This is a genomic window from Gracilibacillus orientalis, from assembly GCF_900114645.1.
GTDB classification, from domain to species: domain Bacteria; phylum Bacillota; class Bacilli; order Bacillales; family Amphibacillaceae; genus Gracilibacillus; species Gracilibacillus orientalis.
In genome coordinates, this window is the sequence record NZ_FOTR01000003.1 from 67,982 (window position 1) to 92,511 (window position 24,530).

Here is a 24,530-nt window from a genome sequence, read left to right on the forward strand (position 1 = left end):
TTCAAAGCATTGAAGTGGAGCTATTATGGGCAACTATTCACCATGGTAAATGAGAAAAGCCGATAAGGATATCCTTATCGGCTTTCATCACTTCTTATTTTACCCTAATGCTTAATACTGATTTTGAAGGTAATCTCATGGTTAATTCACTACCATTTGTCTGAAAATCATTAAATGCTTCTGGTTTTACATTGTCTGGGTTATCAAACGTATTATGTGCATCCATTTCATCTGCTGTTATGATGCGACCGGAAACATTCTCAAGATCTTTACCACGCAAATCAATTGCTAAATCTGCTGATTCCGCTTTATCTAAGTTACATAATGTAATCGTAACTGAACCGTCTGCTGCTTTTGATGCTGAAGCTGATACCTGTGGGATTTCTTTATCCCCCACTTTAATGGAACCAGTTTCGATGTTTAAGTTTAAGCGCTCCGCATCCTGGTGCACTTTATACATTTCAAACACGTGATACGTAGGTGTTAAAATCATTTTTTCCTTATCCGTTAAAATCATAGACTGAATAACGTTAATTGTCTGTGCAATGTTTGCCATTTGAACACGATCGTTATGCTCATTAAAGATGTTAAGTGAAACACCAGCTACCAATGCATCACGTATCGTATTTTGCTGATATAAGAAACCTGGATTCGTACCTGGTTCCACATCATACCAAGCACCCCATTCATCAATGATCATGGCAATTCGTTTTTCCGGATCATACTTATCCATAATAGTTCCGTGTTTCTCAATTAACTCTTCGATGTGAAGAGTTTTCTCCATCGTAATATCCCATACATCTTCCGTGAAATCTGTCGCTGGTCCCTTGTTCCAGAAACCTCCTGGATGGACATAATAATGTAGGCTTAAGCCGTCCATCAGATGAGCAGCTTCTCTCATTAGTACTTCTGTCCAGTTATAGTCATCTACATTGGCACCACCAGCAATACGGAAAATTTCATTATCACCATAATTTCTTACGTATGTCTGGAATCTACGATATAAATCAGCATAATATTGCGGACGCATATTTCCACCGCATCCCCAGTTTTCATTACCTACACCAAAATATTTTAATTTCCAAGGTTCTTCTTTACCATGTTCCTTCCGCCAATTAGCCATTGGAGACTCACCGTTGAAAGTCATATATTCAACCCATTCGGACATCTCCTGAACCGTTCCACTACCAACATTTCCATTGATATATGGCTCTGTATCTAACAATTCACAGAGCATGTAAAATTCATGTGTTCCGAAATGGTTATTCTCAATAACGCCACCCCAGTGTGTATTGACCATACGTTTACGATTTGCTCTCGGACCTACACCATCTTTCCAATGGTATTCATCAGCAAAACAACCCCCTGGCCAACGAAGCACTGGAATATCCAAGTTACGTAATGCTTCTACCACATCATTTCGTATCCCGTTGGTGTTTGGTATGTCAGAATCCTCACCTACCCAAAAACCTTCATAAATACACCGGCCTAGATGCTCCGCAAAGTGTCCATAAATATTTTTATTAATCGTACCTTTACCAACATCGGCATTGACAATTACTTTTTTTGTCATACTCTCACCTCATTATAGATTTAGTCATGTAATATTTACATTTGTATTTTTATTAATTATGGCATGCGAGGCTAACCCGTAACCTTCGATCCCAAAATATTACGGAGGAGGTATACCAAATACACTCCTCCAGCTATTTCATATAATTACGCTTTTACTTTTTTTAAACGAATCATATTCCAAGAGAACTTAGGGAAAATACCTACTAATTTCCCGTCATCTAAATAAGATTCTCCATTAGCATGTGGTTTTACATTCTCTTGACCAGGGAGATTTACTGCTTTCGCATCTTCATTTTCAAGAACAATGTGTTCCACCACACCATAACCTTCAAAGGAACGGACATCGATATCAACTTCTAATGGTTTTTCTAAGTGACGGTTAGTAGCAAATACTACTAACTCTTCTTTTTCTTCATTGTATACAACAGATGGATCTAGATAGGGAACATCTGTAAAATCTTTACTATCATATCTAGGTGAACTTACTACTGGTTTAAGTGCTACACCACGTCCATATACAGATGTATAGAAATATGGATAGAAGATCGTCTGTTTCCATGCAGCTCCACCATTTTCGGTCATTATTGGTGCGATAACGTTTACAAGTTGAGCCATGCATGCAACTTTTACGCGATCAGAGTGACGTAGCATGGTATTTAACATACTCCCTACTAAGAGCGCATCTTCAAATGTATAAACGTCCTCCAATTGTGGCGGTGCTACTGTCCATGGATCAATTTCTTTATCTTGTTCATTTGAGTGGAACCATACATTCCATTCATCAAAGCTTAGATACATATTCTTTTTGCTACGTTTTTTCGCTTTAATATAATCACACGTAGAAATGACAGTTTGAATAAAGTTTTCCATATCCATTGATTTTGCTAAAAAGTTAGCAGTGTCTCCACTACGGTTACCATAGTATTGGTGTAAGGAAATATAATCTGCTACTTCATAGGTATGTTCTAACGTTTCTGCTTCCCAACTAGGGAAAGTTGGCATATTGGAATTAGAGCTACCACAGCTTACTAACTCTATTTCGGGATCTACAAGTCTCATTGCTTTAGCTGTTTCATAAGCAAGACGTCCATATTCATGGGCTGTTTTTTGTCCAACCTGCCATGGCCCGTCCATTTCATTACCAAGGCACCATGTTTTAATATTGTGAGGATTTGTGTAGCCATGTGATTTACGTAGATCACTCCAGTATGTTCCACCTGGATGATTACAATATTCTAATAGATTTCTAGCAGCATCGATGCCTCTCGTACCTAAGTTAACTGCCATCATAACATCGGTATTGGCTGCTTTTGCCCAATCCATAAACTCATTCGTACCAACTTGGTTTGTCTCCGTTACTCTCCATGCTAATTCGAGACGTTTTGGACGGTCTTCTTTTGGGCCTACACCATCTTCCCAGTTGTATGCTGAAACCATGTTACCACCAGGATATCTGACAATTGGCACTTGCAGTTCTTTTACTAAATCAATAACATCTTGTCTGAAACCTTTGTCGTCTGCTGTAGGATGATCTGGCTCAAAAATCCCACCATATACAGCTCTTCCTAAGTGCTCGATAAATGATCCGTAAACTCTAGGGTCAATTTCCGAAATCTGAAACTCTTTGTCTACAACCATCTTTGCCTTCACTGTTTCATTTACCATGTCTTTCATCCTTTCTTTTTAAAAGTACTATAATTACAACATTACTAATAAAGTGAGACTTCCATCAGTGGAGATTTTACGGACGATTAACATCATGATAAATTAATACGCTTACATAAAAGTAAGTTAAACGTACATGATTATATACTTATCAAAAATATGTACGTATATTAAGATTATGGCATAAATGAATTTTTGTCAAGATTCTAACAACTAGAAAAGTAATATCTATAGATTGCTAATTTTCTTTTCACATTCATAGTCAACGCTTAAAAAGAAGAACTAGTTATGATGGTTAACTAGTTCTTCTCTTACTTATTAAGTTGTTCCATATTTTGCTCTGTAGTTGACTGTCTAACAATTAATTCCGGTTCATACAGATGGGATAACTGATCTTTGTTGTGTATCGCTTCACTCCTCTTAGTCATTTGTATAATCGCCTTCGCTGCATCTAAACCTAATTGACTTTTCGGGTGTTTAATTGATGTCAATTTAACTTCCGATATCTCAACTAACATGGAATCATCAAAACCAATTAAAGATAATTGCTCAGGTATTTTAATTCCTAACTTCCTTATTTCATCCATTAAATATAATACTAATTGATCATTATAACAAACAATTGCCGTTGGTTTATTTTCCTTCATTGCTAACAACTTTTTTAATTCTACTAAAGGTTTGGTAAGTTGGTTATCTGTGGAATAAGTAACAATATTCTTCGGATTTAATGATATATTCAGGTCTCTGTGTGCCTTAATATAACCTTTTAACCTTTTTTGACCTTGCGCATCATCTGTCTTATACATGCACGCAATTTCCATATGGCCTAATTCCAGCAAATGTTTTGTTTGTATATATCCACCCTTCACATCATCTATCATAAAATATACCGGTTCTAATTCTTCGTAAAATGCATTGATCATTACATATGGAATTTTTGCTCGTTCCAAATTTAAGTAATATTTTAGATTAGGATTAGCTGAAGCACTATGTGTCGGTTCAATAATAATTCCGTCATAGTTGCCTGACAACAAATGGCTTAGTATTTTCTTCTCTTGTTCATATTTATTATTTGTATTAAAAATACTGACATGATAGCCTTGTTCACTTAAATAAGCTTCTGCCCCCCGAATAATGGAAGGAAAGATATATTCAGAAATATATGTAGTAACAATCGCAATACTTTTATTTTGTTGAACAAAAGAATGGGTCTTCCCTTGATTAGATCGATCTGCACAAAAAGTACCTGCTCCTTGTTCCCTGTATAACCAACCCTCATTCACCAATTCTCCTAATGCTAACCTTACAGTATGTCTGCTTACATCAAACTGTCGCATTAGTTCACTTTCTGAGCTTATTTTTTCGTGCTTCTGGATCAAACCTTCTAATATCTTTGATTTTATTGATTGCTTTATCTTTTTATATTTAGCCTCCATGTCTTCTGATCCCCCTACTTCCTGTACACAAACAATGACTTAAGCGAACGCTTTTTATAAGCAGAAATTACTAATATATCGACACACAATTTGAAAGCGATTACAACAATGTGTTCATATTAGAATCTTCTAAATTATACGTACTACTAGTATAGCAGATTATGAAGTTATTACAATAATTGTATGGTATCTTTTTGACATCAGATATCACCAAATAAAACGTATACCTTACGCTTCAGATCAGATCGAAACATGTGTATACGTTTTTCGGAGATTTAAAAACATGCAGCTCAGCCATTCAATCTTTAAATGGTGCGGTCGAGTTACGGATAACCAACTTAGGATCAAAACGAATAAGATCATTTTCCATGTTTTGTTGTTTCTTAGATCCTTTATTTTTTTTCACCATGTCTAAAATCACTTTTGCTGCCAATTCTCCCATTTCACTCTTCGGATGGCTTACAGTAGTTAGTTTAACTTCCGTTAGCTCAGCCATAAATGAATCATCAAATCCTACAATCGAAATATCTTCTGGTACCTTTAATTTTGCTTCTCTTAAAACATCCAGTAATTTGATAGCCAATTCATCGTTATAACATACAATTGCTGTTGGACGTTTACCTTCTGGTTCACTCAGTATTTGTTTTAACATGTCAATTGGCTTTGATGACTTTTCCTCTGTGTTATAAGTCACAATATTATTAGGTAATATTTCGATATTATGCTTACGATGTGCTTTTAAATAACCTTTCATCCGTTTGGTTCCCTGGATATCATCATTTTTAAAAAAACCTACAATATTTCGGTGACCTAATTCAATGACATGTTCTGTTTGAATCAGACCTCCTTTTTCATCATCAACTACAATGTGAAAAGGTTCTAACTCATCATAATAAGCATTGATCATTAAGTAAGGAATGTGCTCACGTTCTAAATTCAAATAGTAATTAATATTAGGATTGCTTATCGCACTACGGGTTGGTTCAATAATGACACCATCGAAATGCTGCATCAGGATTTTTTCCAAAAACTTACGCTCCATATCATGATCATTATTCGTACTGAACAGACTTACTTGATATCCTTCCTTACTTAAATAGGATTCAGCTCCCCTAATGATCGAAGGAAAAATATAATCAGATAAGTACGTTGTAATTAACGCTATGTTTTTCTGATCAACCATCGTTTGTGAATTACCTTTTGAACGATCGGCACAAAATGTCCCCGCTCCTTGTTCACGGTAAAGCCATCCTTGATTAACTAGGTCACCAATCGCTAAGCGGACTGTATGTCTGCTCACACCAAATTCCTTCATTAATTGACTTTCCGAACTAATCTTTTGATGTGGTTGAAATGTACCCTCTAATATTTGGGATTTTATTGCCTCTTTTACTATACTGTATTTTGTCTGCATTGCTCGCACCTCATTTTTTACCTTATCTACTAATAAGGATAAAGGTTTAACTAACTCTGTCAAGCACTTTTGGAATAAGAAAAGCTCAGGAGCACCCGCTTAAAACAAGAGCGGCTGGAGCGAATCAACTGAGATAAAGGAATCACGGTGAGCTTTCGAAGCGATATCCAGCACTTCCTAAAGAAGAATGGAAGAAAGAAAGTCCCAAAGTGTTACTGTGCCGTTTATATTACTTTGGTAACATAATGAATGTGAGAATAGTTAAAAGTATACACGCGTTTCACTTATGGTCGAAACGCGTGTATACATATTCTCAAGCCGTCCTACATGAGACCCTCTTGAAACTCACTATAATATCTTAACGATAAACTGCTTCATTCCATTTTAATTCATTACGGAACTGACGAAGTTTCGTGTCTTCATCAATGACTACACATTCGATTTTTGTCATATTAGCAAAATCGTATAATTGTTCTGTAGTCACATCAAAGGAGAATACCGTATGGTGTGCTCCACCTGCATAAATCCATGCTTCCGTTGCTTCGCTTAGTGATGGTTCCGGCTTCCATAACACTTTTGCAACTGGTAAATTTGGTGTTTCAATTTCCGGTTGTTCTGCTTTTACCTCATTAATCACAAGACGATAACGGCCACCCATTTCAACCAAGGATGCGTTAACAGCATCTCCACCACGTCCATCAAATACCAGACGGGCTGGATCTTCTTTTCCACCGATACCTAATGGATTAACTACAATTTTAGGTTTTGTTGCTGATACAGTTGGACAAATCTCCAACATATGAGAACCAAGGATCATTTCGTTACCTGGTTCGAGGTGATACGTATAATCCTCCATGAAAGACGTGCCTTTATTATTGGAAATAATTTTCATAAAGCGAAGTAAAGCTGCTGTTCGCCAGTCACCTTCACCAGCAAAACCATAACCTTCCGCCATAAGACGCTGTGCTGCAAGACCCGGTAACTGTTTCATACCATGTAAGTCTTCAAAGTTTGTCGTCAATGCCGTATAATTTCCTTTTTCTAAAAATGATTTTAATCCTAACTCGATTTTTCCTTGATATAAAATAGAATCACGGATTGGACCTGGTTCACTAGCTTCTGCAGGCAATTCATATAAATCTTCGTATTCTTTGTATAGAGCATCCAATTCTTCATCTGTCACTTGATCCATTTCTTCTACAAGATCGCCAATACCGTAATAGTCAACCGTCCAACCGAACTTAATTTGCGCTTCAACTTTGTCACCATCTGTTACGGCAACATTACGCATATTGTCACCAAAACGAGCAACGCGGATATTACTACCTTCTGCAACAGCTGCAGCAGTTTTCATCCAATCTGAAACTTTTGATACAACGTCTTTACTTTGCCAGTGACCTACCACTACTTTTCGAGATACATCCATTCTAGTACCAATAAAACCATATTCTCTATCACCGTGTGCTGCCTGGTTTAAGTTCATAAAGTCCATGTCAATGCTTTCCCAAGGAATGTCACGGTTAAACTGTGTATGCAAGTGCAATAAAGGTTTTTGCAGTGCTTTTAAACCAGCAATCCACATTTTTGCTGGAGAGAATGTATGCATCCAAGTGATCACACCTGCACAATTTTCATCTGCGTTTGCTTTTTGCATTAAGGTGTGAATATCTGGTGCTGTTGTCAATACCTCTTTAAATTCTATTTCAAAAGGTAAGGTACCTTCTTTGTTTAACCCTGATACTATTTCCATTGAGTTATTAGCTACTTCTTGCAGTGTTTCTTCTCCATATAAATGTTGACTACCTGTGACAAACCAAAATGTATAAGGACGTACTTCTAACATGTGATTTCCTCCTCTGATTATTTTCTTTAATAGTTGTTAATAAATGTAATATGTCCTAAGAGTCTGCTTGCAAATGAATTATCCTGCATTCTCTTGTCATAATCTCTTCACTATTTTTTATCTTGACCATAGTACGCATTGGCACCATGTTTTCTTAAATAGTGTTTATCTAACAAAAATTGGTCCATATCTTGTGCATTTGGGTTAATTTGATACGTATGCAATGCCATCTTCGCAACCTCTTCCATGACTACTGCATTATGAAGTGCTTCATGCGGATCTTTTCCCCAATTAAATGGTGCGTGACTGTGTACCAACACACTCGGAATTTGTAACGGATCAATATCCTGGAATGATTCCACGATCACATTACCTGTTTCCCATTCATAATCACCCGTCACTTCTTCTTCTGTCATACGACGAGTGCATGGGATGGTGCCATAAAAATAATCTGCTTGTGTCGTACCAAGCGCTGGGATTCCTTTACCAGCCTGAGCCCAACTTGTCGCCCATGGAGAATGAGTATGAACGATACCGCCGATCCCAGGAAACTTTTGATATAACAAACGATGTGTCGGTGTATCTGAAGATGGTTTCAAATCACCTTCGACAATATTGCCTTCCAAATCTAATACAACTAAATCTTCAGTCTTTAATTCCTCATACGGTACACCACTTGGCTTAATTACCATCAAACCCGACTCTTTATCGAAACCGCTTACATTGCCCCAAGTAAATGTTACTAAACCATACTTAGGTAGATCACTGTTTGCTTCCAATACTTGCTGTTTTAATTCTTCAAGCATGCTTACATCCACCCTTTTCTTCATATTTCATTCTTGTACGTATGTGTAAAAGTAATTACTTTTATCATAATACAATTCGTACGTACATTCAATATATAATTATTATTTTTATGAAATTTTATACAAAATACTTAAAAAGATACTTTACATAGCTCAGAAATGATAATGCTGAATGTATATTTTACCTGTATCGGTTCAGCATGATGATGGGTAATCCACAATCCCATTTCAGTGGCTAAATCAAAGTGGATCTCTTGTTTTGATAAATCTGTTCCAGGGATAACCATATTCCCTCCACAACGTAATAATGGTTCAAATACTGGAAATCAAACTTCTTTCGTTGGCGGATATTCTTCTTTCCAGCCAATCATACATACTTCATCATTAACAAACCAACCTCGACATTTCACTTTCGCTTTTTTAGAATGAATGGTTTTCATCTGCATATTAACGCTTTCTTTTTTAGCCGGTAAAATATCTGCCCAGAACCCAAAAAGGATCTACACCTGAAAATTCTCTAATTATGTATAAAAGTCCGTGAATAATCCCTAAGTCATCCCGACCAGCAATTTGCATAATCGTCGTTTCACCCGTGGAAAATGAAATTTGGTAAGACACTAGTTCGGTTAATGACTTGTCATAACATATTTGATATCCCTTTGTACCATACACATAAAATGTTCCATTATTTCCCTTCTAGTATACATCGAACTAACATATTCTTGTATGTTTCATATGTTAGTTCGATGACAAATACAAGTCAACTAAATTGTACGGATGATTAGGTATCAATCAAAAACTTTACGTTTTGATGCTGATAAACTAACTCAAAATCCTGGTTTTCTAATAATTGGTGATATAGATCCTCCGGTGAGAACCATAAATGGTCATTCTCAAAAGTATAATTTGCGCCAAAGTGATAACAGATCCACACTAATTTCGAACAATAAATTTTATCCCAGGGATCATCTAACTCCTGTGAAAGGTCAAAGGAAAAGGTTGGCTTATGAATACCTTTTTCCACATTAAGCTTATATTTCTGATAATATTCAATCGCATATTGTGCTACTTTTTCTCCTACCTCTGATTGTACCGGTCGAAATTGAGCATGTACTGGATGCTTATCCAGAAACTGTTTGATTGAGCTACGAATAATGGCAGGCCCAAGGCCAGGTGATTCAATTAATTCATTCTCATTTATTACAAGTGCGGAATGTCCCATGTATCCCGTTAATTCTGATTTCAAGTTATCACTGGCTACTAAGATATCGCCAGCTTGATAGTTACGTTCCCTTATTGCATAATAAGATATTAACGGAAAATGCTCTCTTCCTAATTTATTTTCGAACAAGTATTCTATCGTTAAAATCGTGTTCGGCTTCCGCTCCTGCAATGTAACCAAAACACCATCATCATCCAAACCGCTAGCCACCCATACATCATTCTCATACACCTTAAATCGCACATCATCCACACAAGGTCTCACAAACACCAAACCATTCCGAATCCACACATTAAAAAACTCCATTACAAACCACCTCACCATAGAATATGAAAAAAACTAGTCAAGGGCACAGGGGGAAGCAGCCCATTTTTGATTTTTTATTTTTATCAACTGACTAACAAAAAAGCACCCTTACCGCTTTACACGATAAGAATGCTTTCTCTATCTAAAATACAATTGTCTTATTTCCATATACGATAATCCGGTCTTCGAGATGCCATTTAGTTGCTCTTGCTAGCACGCTACGTTCTACAGATTGACCGATTTTTTTCATTGCTTCAACATTATCGCGATGATCAACTCGACTGATATCCTGTTCGATAATCGGTCCTTCATCAAGGTCATTCGTAACATAATGTGACGTGGCACCGATCAATTTTACCCCGCGGTGATACGCGCGTTCATAAGGTTTTGCGCCAATAAACGCTGGTAAAAAGGAATGATGTATATTAATAATTTTATCTTTAAATGTCTCTACGAAATTTGGTGTGAGAATTTGCATATAGCGTGCTAAAACAATCACATCTATCTCATTTTCCTGTAATAATTGAATTTGCTTTTCCTCTACCTGTTTACGGATATCTTTATTGGCAGGAATATAATAATATGGAATACCAAGCGGTTCGACAAATTCCCGTGATGTTTCATGATTACTAATCACAAGACTGATATCTGCCATTAGGTCACCACTTTGCCACTCCCATAGCAATTCTAATAAACAATGAGGTTCTTTGGAAACAAAGATCGCCACTTTCTTTATTTGGTCCACATATTTAAATGTTGCTTTCATATTAAACGCTGTTTTAATCTTTTGAAAATCAGCCTCTAATTTTTCAACTTGAGCTTTTAAATTATCCATCTCAAATTCTATGCGAATAAAAAACTCGCCACCATGCGGGTCAGTAGAGTATTGATTGGATTCGATGATATTGGCATCGTGCTCATATAAAAATTGAGACACTGCCGCCACAATACCGGGCTGATCGGCACAATTAATTAACAAACGTGCTCGGTTTTTATTTATTTTCTTAAATGCTGCTATCTTTTCTGCTATATAACTTTTCATCTTAATCCCTCTTTACTTTAATCGTTCTTTATTACTTTACCACGTTACAGATGACGGTCAAGAGTTCTTATGAAAATATTTTATCCATAATCGCAATAAACTGCTCTACTTCCTCTTGATTTGCCGTTAATGGTGGCAATAAACGAACGATCTGCGGTCCCGCAACCACAATTAATAATTGATGTTCCTCTCTTGCTTTATTGACATAATCAATCGCTTTTCCATCTACTTCAAGGCCGATTAACAATCCTTCACCTCTGACAGACTTCACTTCTTTCTTATGTTCCACTAAATTCTCTAATGCATTCCATAAATAGTCCGCTATTTTGTTAGCATGATCTAATATATCTGTTTGGGTAAGATGGTTAATTGTTGCTAGACCTGCAGTTGTTACGATCGGATTACCTCCAAATGTACTTCCGTGTGTACCAGGAGAAAAAACTTTAGCAACATGCTCTTTAGCAATTATGGCACCAATCGGAAAACCAGATCCCAGACCTTTTGCCACACTAATCACATCTGGCTCAATACCGTAATGCTGATACGCAAAAAGTTTCCCTGTCCGTCCCATACCTGTCTGAATTTCATCAATCATGAGTAAAATACCATGTTCTTGACAAGTCGCTGCCAGTTTACTCACCCACACAGGATCAGCTGGTATGACCCCGCCTTCTCCTTGGACGAGTTCTAGTAATACAGCAACTGGTTTCTGTTTAACTAACTCATCAAGTGAATCATCATCATTAAAAGGTAAAAACGCAAAACCCGGTGTTAAAGGGGTAAATCCTTCTTGGATTTTTTTTTGACCTGTGGCAGACAATGTAGCCATCGTCCGGCCATGAAACGAATTGTTAAAGGAAATGATTAGCGGATTATCCTGCTTCAATACATCATGACCATATTTCTTGGCAATTTTTATAGCTGCCTCATTTGCTTCTGCCCCACTATTACAAAAAAACACCTGATCACCAAAACTATGATCTGTTAATGCTTGTGCCAATTTTTCCTGGGAGGGAATATGATAGAGATTGGAACAATGCCATAGCTTGGACAGTTGTTCTTGTACTGCTTGCTCTACCACATCTGGCACATGTCCTAAATTACATGTCGCAATACCAGACGTAAAATCTAAATACTTTGTCCCCTGTTCATCCCATACATAACTTCCTTTCCCTTCTACTAAGGTAATCGGAAAACGTCCGTATGTATGCATCACAGGACTTTCGCTCTCTTTATACATATGGCACCTCCTGCTCTAAAGCAATTCTTGTTCCCACTTGCTTCCCTTGCATAAACTCTATTAAACCATGGTCAGCTGTACCATCGACAATCGATACTTCCCGTACATTCTTGCGCAAGGCGGATAAAGCAGATTTAACCTTTGGAATCATCCCGCCAAATATGACTTCTTGTTGGATTAATTCTTCAATTGTTGCTTCATTCAGTTGATGAAAAACTTGTTTTTCACCATCTACTTCGTGATATATTCCTGGAATATCACTAATAAAACATAACTTCGCCTCTAATGCTTGTGCAACAGCTGATGCTGCCATATCTGCATTTATATTATAACGTTGCCCTGTTTTATCCATACCAATCGGTGAAATCACAGGAATTAGACCTTGACTGGCAAAGCTTTCTAACAAACTTGTATTGACTTGTATCACTTCTCCAACAAAACCGAGAGTAGTATCATCCGTCATCCGCTTTGCTTCTAATAAGTTTCCATCTATCCCACTTACACCAATTGCCTTGCCTTCCACTTCTGCTATTTTACGGACAATTCCTTTATTCATTGAACCACTAAGAGCCATTTCCACCACATCTAATACTTCATTAGTAGTCACACGTAAGCCGTTTACAAAAGTAGATTTCACTCCTGTTTGCTCTAATAATTGAGAAATTAACGGCCCGCCACCATGGACAATGATCGGCTGCCATTCCCCTTGTTGCTGGATGGTCACAATATCTTGATAAAAAGAGGGAGGCAGCTGTTCAAACACACTACCACCACATTTAATCACTACATAGTTCACAATACTTCCTCCTTACGTACGATAAGAAGCGTTTATTCTGACATATTCATAAGATAGGTCACAGCCCCATGCGGTTGCCTTCCCGTTGGCATCGCCTAACTTTACAAGAATCATTACTTCATCTTTCAATAAGTACTGTTTTGCCGCTTCCTCATCAAATGGATGGGGCACACCGTTTTCTACTACTAAAATATCACCTAAATAAATGCTCACTTTATCTGGATCTAAAGACTCACCACTATAACCGATCGCTGTAATAATACGCCCCCAGTTAGCATCTGCTCCATGAATCGCTGTTTTTACGAGATTGGACGAAATAATTGATTTAGCAATTGCTGTAGCTGATTCATCTGTAAACGCACCGTCTACTTGTACTTCCACTAATCGGGTAGCACCTTCTCCATCACGCGCAATTTCTTTCGCTAAGTATTCACATACAAATTTTAAAGCTTGGTAAAACTTTTGCCACTCTTTATGTTCTGATGTTAATGCTTCATTTTCTGCTTTTCCATTTGCTAATACTAAAACCATGTCATTTGTACTTGTATCTCCATCAACAGTAATCATGTTGAACGATTGATTCGTAATCGCTTTTAATGTATCTGATAAATGAGAAGAAGATATATTTGCATCGGTAGTAACAAAACCTAGCATTGTTGCCATATTCGGATGGATCATACCAGAACCTTTGGCAGCTCCACCGATTGTTACTGTTTGACCATCTATTTCTAGTTCAATCGCAATTCCCTTTTCCTTTGTATCTGTTGTTAGAATAGCTGTTTCAAATTTTTCAGCGCCAACTTGATTATTTTCAGGGATTTGGCTAATTCCTTTTTGCAGTGTTCCCATAGGTAATAATTCACCAATCAGACCGGTTGATGCCACTGCCGCAAGATGTTCTTCTACTCCTACTGTTTCGGCAAATTGTTTACGCATATCATAAGCATCTTGCAATCCTTGTTCACCTGTACAAGCATTCGCAATGGCTGAATTGACAATAATTGCTTGTAATTGGTTTTCCTTTGCGATACTTTCCTTTGTTACTTTAAGCGGGGCAGCTTGAAAGACATTCATCGTATAAACTCCTGCCGCCTGTGCTGGTACTTCAGAATATACCCAACCTAAATCTGTTTTCTTTTTACGTAGTCCACAATGTAAACCTCCGGCTTGAAAGCCTTTTGCAGAGGCGATATTTCCATTTTTAATTATTTTAAAATGTTCTTGATGATCTCCCATGTCTGCTTTTCACTCCTTAAGGATAAATAGGTAACTGATCTAAGCCTGTTTTTTCTTCCCAGCCGTACATTATATTCATATTTTGAATTGCTTGACCAGATGCTCCTTTTACTAAATTATCAATGACAGAAACAATGATAAGTTTTCCTGTCCTTTCATCTGCATATAATCCGATGTCACAATAATTACTGCCATAGACCTCTCTTGTTGAAGGGAGCACCCCTTCTTTCCGTACACGTACAAAAGGATGATCTTGGTAGTAAGTTTGATAGGTATCAATCAACTGTTTTGTAGAATAATTGTCTTTCATATCAACATATATTGTACTCATGATTCCTCTTGTCATTGGCACAATGTGTGGAGTAAAGATCACTTGAATATCTTTATTTGCTCGATCTGTTAATATTTGCTCTATTTCAGGAATATGCTTATGGACCCCAATATTATAAGCTTTGAAGTTTTCATTCATTTCTGAAAAATGAACATTCAGTGATAAGCTTCGTCCAGCTCCGGATACACCAGTTTTTGCATCTATGATGACCGATGACCGGTCAACCAAATCTTTATCAAAGGCTGGCATTAATCCCAAAGTCGTTGCAGTTGGATAACAGCCTGGATTTGCTAGAATGCTAGTTTGTTTGATTGCTTGTTTATTAATCTCGGGTAATCCATACACTGCTTTTTCAATATATTCCCGAGGCGCGATTTCCTCTCCGTAATACGCTTGGTATTTCTCCCCATCTCGCAAACGGAAGTCTCCTGATAAATCAATGCATCGCACTCCTTTATCCACTAATGCTGGAATGACATTTTTGCTCACGTTAGAAGGTGTAGCAAAAAAGACTAGCTCAACCTCTTCTGCAAGCGTATCAACATCCAATTCTGCCATTTCCATATCGATAATATCCACAACATGTGGATATACTTCGGCTAAATCTGTTCCACTATTTGAATGTGATATAACTTTTTTCACTTCAACATGTGGATGGTTATGCAAAAATCGTAGTAATTCCACCGCTCCATAACCCGTTCCACCTATGATTGCTACATCCACAATATTTCCCCCTAATTTCCGTGTGTGATTAGTTTATAATTATACTCCATTTTGCATTTTCATGCAATAAAGTTTATATAAAAAATTCAGAAAGTTGTTTCTTTTAACTAAAACAATATTGCTTTCCTCATAAATAGCTTAGATTATATAGATATTAACAGTCATTCATTTTTATGTATAATTTTATCACATACAAACATTCATTCACTTGTATAAATATCCAAATATGCCTGACAAAAACAAGAATCGTGAACATGCAAAAAAGGGGGATATCTGATCGTTTACTTTGCTCACATACGTTTATTAGGTTGAAATGAATAGTATAGATAACACCCGCTTCGGCTTGTCCATTTCGCTTTCCGGGTGGCATGCTCGTCAGCTAACTTTGCAAAGTGGATTTTCCGATCACGCTGATCTACCCAGGAGTCGAAATGGCCTCCTACGCTAAATAATGCTCGACATTGCGTGTAAGTAGTGATGACGACTGCAACTATCTAGCGAAGGCCGGACGCTTCTACTCCAGTGGGAACTGTTTTACTCGAAGATCCACTTTTTCAAGCGGTTTTTGCTTGGAAAAGTTAGCTGAGAGGAAAACCCCTCGGAAAAGGAAGTGGCCAGCCGTAGCGATTGCCTTGCACACAAGAACTCCATAACCATTCAACAAAATCTTTGTTTATTTCACCTTTTAATAAGAATTGGTTACCAAAACGTTTTAATACTTTCCTTGCTTATAAAAAAAGATAGGAGAATCCCATCCCCTACCTTCATATACTTTATCTAAGATTATCTACCGCTGCTCTTTCAATTGTAAGTCCATTCTTATAACGTTCCATAAACTGTTCAAAACCTTCTACATCTTTAGAATCTGGTGACACAGTCTTAACCGCTTGCTCTGCAAAGATTTTCCCACTTAAATAATCTTCCAATGTTTCATTGTCTTCTTTATTAATCATATAAGACCCAAGCAGTGCGATTCCCCATGCTCCACCTTCTCCTGCCGTTTCCATAACAGAAACAGGAACATTAAAGGCAGATGCTAAAATGCTTTGAGCAACACCTTCTGTCTTAAAAATGCCACCGTGGCCTAACACTTCATTTAGCTTGACTCCCTCTTCTTTGGTTAGAATATCCATCCCGATTTTCATTGCCCCAAATGAAGTATATAAATGAGTACGCATGAAATTAGCAAGGTTAAAATTACTTTCAGAAGTACGCGTAAATAATGGACGACCTTCTTCAAAATGGGTCATATGCTCACCGGAAAGGTAGCCGTAAGATAGCAATCCACCACCATCAGCATCTCCTTGTAGTGCTTTTTCAAATAACGTTTCGAACAACTTATTCTTATCCACGTCAAAACCGATAGCTTGGGTAAACTCTTCAAATAATCCAACCCATGCATTCAAGTCTGATGTACAATTATTCGAATGTGCCATTGCTACAAGATTACCTGAAGGTGTTGTCACTAGGTCAATCTCTGGATGTACTTTTGATAAATCCTTTTCCATTACAACCATTGCAAATGCAGAAGTACCGGCAGAAACGTTACCTGTGCGCTTTGCTACACTGTTTGTTGCAACCATTCCTGTTCCTGCATCACCTTCTGGCGGACATAGTGGAATACCTGCCTCCAATTCACCTGTAACATCTAATAATTTCACGCCTTCTTCTGTAAGAGTTCCTGCATTTTCACCTGCTACTAAAACCTCTGGTAAAATATCTTCCAACTTCCATGGTGCATTTTGTGGTGCAATCATTTCATTGAACTGATCGATCATTTTTTGATTATAGCTTTTTGTATCCAGATCAATAGGAAATACACCAGATGCTTCCCCAACTCCAAGAACTTTCTTCCCTGTCAGTTTCCAATGAACATAACCGGCAAGTGTTGTTTGAAATTGGATATTATGAATATGGTCTTCCTGATTTAAAATAGCTTGATACAAATGAGCAATACTCCATCTCTGCGGAATATTATAAGTAAAGTGTTTTGTCAGTTCTGTGGAAGCCTGTTCTGTAATATTGTTCCTCCAAGTACGGAAAGGAACGAGTAGCTGTTCGTCTTTATCAAACACCATATAACCGTGCATCATGGCACTAAAGCCGATAGCACCTATTTTTTTCAGTGTGATGCCATGTTTTTGTTTTACGTCATTCGCCATTTTCTGGTAGCTGTCTTGTAGCCCCTTCCAAACTTCATCAATACTATAAGTCCACATATTGTCTACATAACTGTTTTCCCAATCATGACTGCCAGAAGCAATCGCTGTATGATCTTCTCCGACAAGAACTGCTTTAATCCGTGTTGACCCGAGTTCAATACCAAGCACTGTCTTTCCATTTTGAATAGCATTTTTCACATCATTCATATCATTTTCCTCCAATATAAAAAAAATTATGTAAATACAGAGTTAAACCTGTCACAGTAAATATATTAGCGCTTTCATTGTAATTCATGTGCTGAAAAGCTAGTCTACATCACACCACAATTGTCTTTGGGTAAAAAGTCTTTCAACTTATCTGTACATATAATCAACGTCAATTGTTTCTCTACTCATCATACCATCAAATCTACGTAAGCGTCAATCTGAATTTGTACGTACGTGTATTGCTTGAAAAATGATTAGGGTCTAACATTGTTAAAACTACCCGCAGATTGTTCATCTACGGGTGGAATTTATCGCTATTTCGCTATCACTTTGTTTTCTAATGTGCCGATTTTGTCAATCTCTAGCGTGACGATATCCCCGGATTGAAGCAGTTTAGGTGGATTCATCGCAAAACCAACTCCATCAGGTGTTCCCGTTAAAATGATATCTCCTGGATCTAAAGTGATTAAATTGGAAATAAAACTAATTAAATCCGAGATATCAAATATTAAATGTTCTGTATTAGAGGATTGACGTAATTCACCATTAACATAGGATTTGACTGCCAGATTGCTTGGGTCTGCTAATTCAGATGGGGTTACCAACCAAGGACCGATTGGCGTGGTATGATCTAATGACTTTCCTTGCAACCATTGCGGTGTACGCTTTTGTAGGTCACGTGCTGAAATATCGTTCCCAATAGTATAACCTGCTACATATTCTAATGCCTCTTCTCTTGCTACTTTCGATGCCTTTTCACCAATAACGACTGTTAACTCCACTTCATAATCTAGCTTATCTGTAGCTTCTGATTTATGAATGTCAGCTTCAGGTCCAATTAAGGCATTGTTAAATTTAGAGAATAATACGGGATATTCCGGCAATTCACTGCCCATCTCCTTCACATGATCTGCATAATTAGTTCCGATACAAATAATTTTTGATGGCGTAGGGCTTGGTGTTTTTAATACAACTTCATCGCGGTCAAAAACGTGTACTGTGGAATGGTTTGTGATTTGTTCTAGAAGAGCTTCTGCATGTTTGATATGTACGTTTGCCTGTTCATAAAATGTATGAGGATCAGCTGGGATGATGTGACTGTCTGCAGCAATTTTATTTTGTTCGAGTAACTCTTGTTGTGCAGCATGTAAATCAATAATCTTATTTTCTTCTATTACTCCGATTCTGTTTTGTGCATATGGATGTTTCAACTGATAATTAACAAGTTTCATTTAATAACCCTCCTCTGATTTAAGATCATTTTATCACAGAACAAGCATAGAGATGGAAAGAAAGCAATTGCTCAGTTTGTCACCTATATCGTACCACAGTAGTCTCCCCCATCTCATTCGCAGTAGATACAAACTGGCGCAACAACTTATTGCGTAGATTTGCTCTTCCACCTTTTTGATGGTGAGTGCTGGGAAACGCTTCGGCAGAACACTGCGCTTTCCATGGGCACGGCTTCAGCTAACTTGGTAAAGAAAAGCACTTTACCAAGTGGATCTTCAGCCATGCTGTTACCACAGGAGTCTCCGTATTCTGCCTCCGCTAATAACATGATTCTATCTTTTTAAAAGTGAAAATACTCGGAAACTAATTCCCATGTATTACTTCTTTTTAAAACCAGAACACTACGCAAAGCGGAGGCAATATACGTAGACTCCTACGGGAACAGCGCGAGCCGAAGACCCCGCAAGAAAACGTTCTTTGTTTTCTGAGGAGGCTAAGGCCGTGCCCAGTGGCATAGAAGACACTGTGAAAGCTTGCTTGAGCAGATGTCGCACTTGTGCCCTTGGGTAAAAACGCAGTATCTTGCCGTAGCGTATTGCAGCAACCATCAAAATGCAGAATGGAAGGAAGCAATTCATTTATAGAGTTATTACGCAGTTTATGGTTTTTGTACATTGTTAAATAATTTCAAACAAAAACCCGTTTCATCAGTGATCGAAACGGGTTCATACATATTGAAGCTATTATAATATTTTACTTAAAAATGCTTTTGTTCGTTCATGTTGCGGGTTTTCGAATAGTTGTTTTGGTTCTTTCTCTTCTACGACATAACCCTCATCCATAAAAATAACACAGTCTCCTACCTCTTTTGCAAAGCCCATTTCATGGGTAACAACTACCATCGTCATTCCTTCTTCAGCTAGCTGCTTCATAACGCCCAACACTTCGCCAACCATCTCTGGGTCTAATGCAGAAGTAGGCTCATCAAATAACATTACTTTCGGTTCCATGCCCAAGGCTCTTGCAATAGCCACACGTTGCTTTTGACCACCTGAAAGCGATTCTGGGTATGCATCTGCTTTATCTAATAAACCAACCTTTTGAAGTAAATCTTTTGCCTTTTTTTCTGCATCTTGTTTACTTTCTTTTTTTACTGTGACAATTGGTAAGGTGATGTTTTCCAAAACGGTTTTATGCGGAAAAAGGTTGAACTGTTGAAATACCATCCCAACCTCTGCTCTTAGTTTATTGATGTCTACTTTTTTATCTGTTAACTCCACACCATCAATTGATACCGTTCCATTTGTTATTGATTCAATTAAGTTAAGACAGCGCAGAAATGTTGATTTACCTGAACCTGAAGGCCCGATTACAACGACAACTTCTTTTTGACCGATATCTACATTAATGTCCTTCAGCACTTCTAAATCGCCAAAGGATTTTTTTAAATGTTTGACAGAAATCATTTTACATCAAACCTTCTTTCTAGATAATTTAATAAGTACGTTAAGCTAAGGGTTAACACTAAGTAGACTAAAGCAACCATTAAGTATGGCTCCCATACCCTTAAGTATTGTCCGGATGCTGCTCTCCCCCAGTATAATAATTCTTGCGCTGCGATCATCGCACCTAGTGACGAATCTTTCAGTAAAACGATAAATTCATTACCTAATGGCGGGATCGAACGTTTAAATGCTTGTGGCAGGAGAACATGGCGCATTACTTGGAATTTATTCATACCCAATGAATGTGCCGCTTCTGCCTGGCCTTTGTCAATCGACTGTAACCCTGCACGGAATATCTCTGCAACATATGCTGAGGAGTTGAGTGACAAGGTCACCATTACGGAGATTACAGGAGTGGTTGATCCGAGTAATGTTGGTAAAACAGCATAATGAAATAAAAATAATTGCACGAGTAGAGGGGTACCTCTTAAAAAGTTAATATACCAAATAAATGGTAGACGAACAATCAGAATCGGCGACATTTTCCCTAATGCTATAAAAAAGCCGAGTATACAACCCATTAAGACACCGACTACTGACATAAGGATGGTTAAACCCATACCTTCCATAAAAAATGGGAAGTACTCGACGATTATATCAAATCTAAAATCCATATTATTGGCTCCTTTCTTACTTGCTTTGCTTTTAGTTTTCCTGGTTACGCCGGGAAATATCTATATTTCGTAAAAATAATGACTCAGTTCAGTCGCTATGTTTCTTAACAGGTACTTTGCGTTTTCTTCCCTTCACACAAATGAAAAGCGTAACAGGGTCGTTACGCTTTTTTGATTGGTGTTTTATTGGGTTAGCACTTCTATGTTTGGCTCTACTCCAAACCATTCTTGATAGATTTCTGCATATGTCCCATTATCGATTACAGTTTGAAGAGCTTCATTAATGTCTTCCTGAATTTCGCTTCCTTTCGGGAACATGATTCCGTAAAATTCTGATTCAAACGTATCAGGATCTGCAATCATTTCAACATTAGCATCTGGATTATTGGCAACATATTCCTCCGCTACTACATTGTCGGTTACTACTGTATCGACATCACCTGATTGAAGTGACATTAATGCTAACGTGTTGGAATCATATTTTGAGATATTTTCATGATTTTTCCCTAAAATCTTTTCCACTGCTGCTGCACCAGTTGTCCCTGATTGAACACCAACATTTAATTCCTTAATATCTTCACCACTTGTAATATCTTCTCCTTCACGGAAAACTACCTTATGTGTAGATTCAAAATATGGTGCAGTAAAATCATATTCTTGTTTACGGTCTTCATCTACTGTGATCCCCGCAATAGCTAGGTCAGCTTCGCCATCCTCTACGGAAAGTAACATCGCATCCCAGCCTACATTATCTAATTCATAGTCATAACCTGCTTCTTGCATGATAGCAGCTAATAAATCAATATCAAATCCTACTACTTCCCCTTTATCTAAATACGTAAAAGGCATAAATCCAGCCTCTGTTACAACAGAAAGAGTTGGTTTATCATCTGAATCATTCGTTCCTTCCGCTTGATCTGAGCTGTCATCGGTACCACACGCTACAAGAATTGCTAATAAAAAGACAGCAAATCCTTTTATCATCCATTTATTCATAAATATTCACTCCGTTTTGTATTTATACATTTTATAACGATTATCATATAGCATTCAGTCTGCAAATTCAATACTTTTGTCAGAAATTCTAAAGTTAAAACAATTCTGAATATTTGTATAATTATTATGTTACATTCTTATTAATTTTAAACTGATTTAGAAATTTCAGAAAAAAGATGAATGTTTTATAACAAATATTTGAATTCCAAATTATGAGGGGGCATTAGCGATAATTCTAATAGTATACAGAACACACATGGAGATAAGATAGTATTAAAAGACCTGACATGCGTTTTAAGGATTCCATACTTCTCCAAATTCTAGTGGATTTAAAATGATAAAACAAAGTAACATAATGGTAATGATTATAAACCATACAAGATTTACTTTTCTATTCAAATTGAATTTATTTGCCCATTTGTAAATGATTAAAAAAGTAATTATATTAGGACTAAGTGTAATAACAAAAGATAGAAGTAAGTCTGTTAGTTTGGCATCGTCACCTAATAGGGTAAAGCTGAAAAAGCCTAAAAAGCCATAAAAAATATATACTGGAGATAATAGAAGATTTAATAAAATATAGATAAGACTAGTTTTTAACATAATCCATCCTCCTTTTAAAAGTGGTGAGGAGGGTTTCCTCCTCACCATTGCTCTTATTGTATCTGGTTCAAAAATGGATAGAAATTAGTTAATGCATGTGCGTTCACTAATTCATTGCTAGAACTTGCTAATTCGTCTAATTGTGCTTGGAAATCCGGATCACTTTCTGCTTGATCTGTAATCCATTTACTAAGGTAATATAATTCTCGAGCAAGTTCTAATCGATTCCATGCTTCGATTTCGCCTTTTTCTTCCTCATATGTTGCATATAATATCAGTTAATATGTCAAAGTCAATATCTTGTTCGTCTAATACATCTCCACCATTTTTGTAATCAAAGGCAGTGATTTCTCGACCTAGTTTCTCCGATTCCAAGTATTGTCCGATTACATGTAATACATCAAAGACATTTGGTGGTTGAATACCTTATCATCATAGGAACTTCTCCACACCGTATCGATCGGAATGGCCGGATTTGTGTGGGTGTCCATGTCAATCCCTAATACATCTAGGCACGTTCACCAAAGAATGGTGCAGCGTTAAATGTTCTGGTGAATTGATAGTTGTCATCTGCTAATGCGTCATGAATTGTTTGTTTTAGGCAACCTCTTCGCCTTCTATGAAGTTCGTGTTTTTCAGGGTTAGGAATTTGCCTCCGACTTCCTCCAGATTTTAGGTCACCCTAAACAACACCCTTGTCCTAATACTGCCTTCCCTGCTCGGGACTTTAACCCCATAGTTTAAATGTATGCCCGGCACATGTAAAAAACACGAACATCACTTTGATGTTCGTGTTATCTCACAAATCAAATATTTCTGGTTCAGTTTATTTCTTAATAAAAAGCTGAGTCCAATAGTTCCCATCAGAAGTAAAGCCGACACCAATATGAGTAACCTCAGGGTCTAACAGGTTCTTACGGTGCCCTTTACTATCCAGCCAGGCTTGTACGACTTCTTCTGCCGACTTCTGGCCAGCTGCAATATTCTCAGAAGATTTTGAATAGTCAATACCAAACTGTTGTAACATATCAGAATGAGACCCATATGTTGGCGAAGTATGAGAAAAATAATTATTCTTTGCCATATCTTCAGACTTTTTCTGTGCTGCATTTCCTAACTCATGGTTGAATTTTAAAGTTCCGGCACCATTTTCACTACGTGCCTGATTCGTTAACTCGACCACTTTTTGTCTTAGCCCATCTAACGATTCTCTGTCAAATGATTGGGGCTCTTCATTTTGATCTACATAATTCTCATTTTGTTGCTCTGTTTGTTGATTATTCTCAGTTGTCTGCTGTTTTTGTTGTGTGGTTTGTTGCTGATTTTCTCCATTATTGCGCTCTTCCTGACCAAACCACTCACCTGGGTTAGCATCTTCAAAAATATTTTGCTCTCGACCAGGATTAACTGGGATTTCGTTATCGTCTCCTCTATTTTGTTGATTTCCACCAAAACCAACATTCTCTGGTTCAATGTTTTGATCTTCCGGCTCTAATGAAGACTCATTACAGCCAACCATTAAACCAATCATTAAAAACAGGACTAAATAAACCATATGTTTGTACATATATAATC

The 24,530-nt window shown here is 37.3% G+C and carries 21 protein-coding genes; all 21 read right to left on the minus strand.

Features of this window, described 5'->3' with window-relative positions:
* Window positions 1-94 precede the first annotated feature (94 nt).
* Window positions 95-1,573 (minus strand): alpha-N-arabinofuranosidase, encoded by a 1,479-nt coding sequence (locus BM121_RS06440; RefSeq protein WP_091482549.1) that lies wholly within the window; start codon window positions 1,571-1,573, stop codon window positions 95-97.
* Between the two features lie 146 nt (window positions 1,574-1,719).
* Window positions 1,720-3,240, minus strand: a complete 1,521-nt coding sequence (gene arfA, locus BM121_RS06445; protein ID WP_091482551.1) for an arabinosylfuranosidase ArfA — start codon at window positions 3,238-3,240, stop codon at window positions 1,720-1,722.
* A 311-nt stretch (window positions 3,241-3,551) separates the two neighbouring features.
* Window positions 3,552-4,676, minus strand: coding sequence for a GntR family transcriptional regulator (locus BM121_RS06450; protein WP_091482553.1), 1,125 nt, complete (start codon window positions 4,674-4,676; stop codon window positions 3,552-3,554).
* Window positions 4,677-4,974: 298 nt separating this feature from the next.
* Window positions 4,975-6,090, minus strand: a complete 1,116-nt coding sequence (locus BM121_RS06455; protein ID WP_091482555.1) for a GntR family transcriptional regulator — start codon at window positions 6,088-6,090, stop codon at window positions 4,975-4,977.
* A 358-nt stretch (window positions 6,091-6,448) separates the two neighbouring features.
* Complete coding sequence (araA, locus tag BM121_RS06460; protein WP_091482557.1) at window positions 6,449-7,933, minus strand: L-arabinose isomerase; 1,485 nt, start codon at window positions 7,931-7,933, stop codon at window positions 6,449-6,451.
* A 110-nt stretch (window positions 7,934-8,043) separates the two neighbouring features.
* Entirely contained in the window at window positions 8,044-8,739 is a 696-nt protein-coding gene (gene araD, locus BM121_RS06465; protein WP_091482559.1) for an L-ribulose-5-phosphate 4-epimerase, read from the minus strand.
* Between the two features lie 131 nt (window positions 8,740-8,870).
* A complete protein-coding gene (locus BM121_RS22390) occupies window positions 8,871-9,026 on the minus strand; it encodes a hypothetical protein (RefSeq protein WP_245780754.1) in 156 nt (51 codons plus the stop codon).
* 175 nt (window positions 9,027-9,201) lie between these two features.
* Window positions 9,202-9,411: a hypothetical protein gene (locus BM121_RS22395; protein ID WP_245780755.1), complete on the minus strand. Its 210-nt coding sequence runs from the start codon at window positions 9,409-9,411 to the stop codon at window positions 9,202-9,204.
* A 109-nt stretch (window positions 9,412-9,520) separates the two neighbouring features.
* Entirely contained in the window at window positions 9,521-10,267 is a 747-nt protein-coding gene (locus BM121_RS06470; RefSeq protein ID WP_091482560.1) for a C40 family peptidase, read from the minus strand.
* Between the two features lie 142 nt (window positions 10,268-10,409).
* On the minus strand, window positions 10,410-11,309 hold the full coding sequence (purU, locus tag BM121_RS06475; protein ID WP_091482562.1) for a formyltetrahydrofolate deformylase: 900 nt from the start codon (window positions 11,307-11,309) through the stop codon (window positions 10,410-10,412).
* 67 nt (window positions 11,310-11,376) lie between these two features.
* Window positions 11,377-12,549: an acetylornithine transaminase gene (locus BM121_RS06480; RefSeq protein WP_091482564.1), complete on the minus strand. Its 1,173-nt coding sequence runs from the start codon at window positions 12,547-12,549 to the stop codon at window positions 11,377-11,379.
* Window positions 12,542-13,345 (minus strand): acetylglutamate kinase, encoded by an 804-nt coding sequence (gene argB, locus BM121_RS06485; protein WP_175495350.1) that lies wholly within the window; start codon window positions 13,343-13,345, stop codon window positions 12,542-12,544. Before argB ends, BM121_RS06480 begins: the two co-directional genes overlap by 8 nt.
* A gap of 12 nt (window positions 13,346-13,357) precedes the next feature.
* Window positions 13,358-14,581, minus strand: a complete 1,224-nt coding sequence (gene argJ, locus BM121_RS06490; RefSeq protein ID WP_091482568.1) for a bifunctional ornithine acetyltransferase/N-acetylglutamate synthase — start codon at window positions 14,579-14,581, stop codon at window positions 13,358-13,360.
* A 16-nt stretch (window positions 14,582-14,597) separates the two neighbouring features.
* Window positions 14,598-15,635, minus strand: coding sequence for an N-acetyl-gamma-glutamyl-phosphate reductase (gene argC, locus BM121_RS06495; RefSeq protein WP_091482569.1), 1,038 nt, complete (start codon window positions 15,633-15,635; stop codon window positions 14,598-14,600).
* A 773-nt stretch (window positions 15,636-16,408) separates the two neighbouring features.
* Entirely contained in the window at window positions 16,409-18,004 is a 1,596-nt protein-coding gene (locus BM121_RS06500) for a xylulokinase (RefSeq protein ID WP_091482571.1), read from the minus strand.
* A gap of 314 nt (window positions 18,005-18,318) precedes the next feature.
* Window positions 18,319-19,236 (minus strand): fumarylacetoacetate hydrolase family protein, encoded by a 918-nt coding sequence (locus BM121_RS06505; protein WP_091482573.1) that lies wholly within the window; start codon window positions 19,234-19,236, stop codon window positions 18,319-18,321.
* Window positions 19,237-19,980: 744 nt separating this feature from the next.
* Window positions 19,981-20,703 carry an amino acid ABC transporter ATP-binding protein gene (locus BM121_RS06510; RefSeq protein WP_091482574.1) on the minus strand — a complete coding sequence of 241 codons (723 nt, stop codon included), beginning with the start codon at window positions 20,701-20,703 and terminating at the stop codon, window positions 19,981-19,983.
* A complete protein-coding gene (locus BM121_RS06515; protein ID WP_091482576.1) occupies window positions 20,700-21,356 on the minus strand; it encodes an amino acid ABC transporter permease in 657 nt (218 codons plus the stop codon). Before BM121_RS06515 ends, BM121_RS06510 begins: the two co-directional genes overlap by 4 nt.
* Before the next feature lie 183 nt (window positions 21,357-21,539).
* Window positions 21,540-22,352 carry a transporter substrate-binding domain-containing protein gene (locus BM121_RS06520; RefSeq protein ID WP_091482577.1) on the minus strand — a complete coding sequence of 271 codons (813 nt, stop codon included), beginning with the start codon at window positions 22,350-22,352 and terminating at the stop codon, window positions 21,540-21,542.
* 294 nt (window positions 22,353-22,646) lie between these two features.
* Window positions 22,647-22,955, minus strand: a complete 309-nt coding sequence (locus BM121_RS06525) for a hypothetical protein (protein ID WP_091482578.1) — start codon at window positions 22,953-22,955, stop codon at window positions 22,647-22,649.
* A gap of 826 nt (window positions 22,956-23,781) precedes the next feature.
* Window positions 23,782-24,522, minus strand: a complete 741-nt coding sequence (locus BM121_RS06530; RefSeq protein ID WP_091482580.1) for a CAP domain-containing protein — start codon at window positions 24,520-24,522, stop codon at window positions 23,782-23,784.
* Window positions 24,523-24,530: the final 8 nt, after the last annotated feature.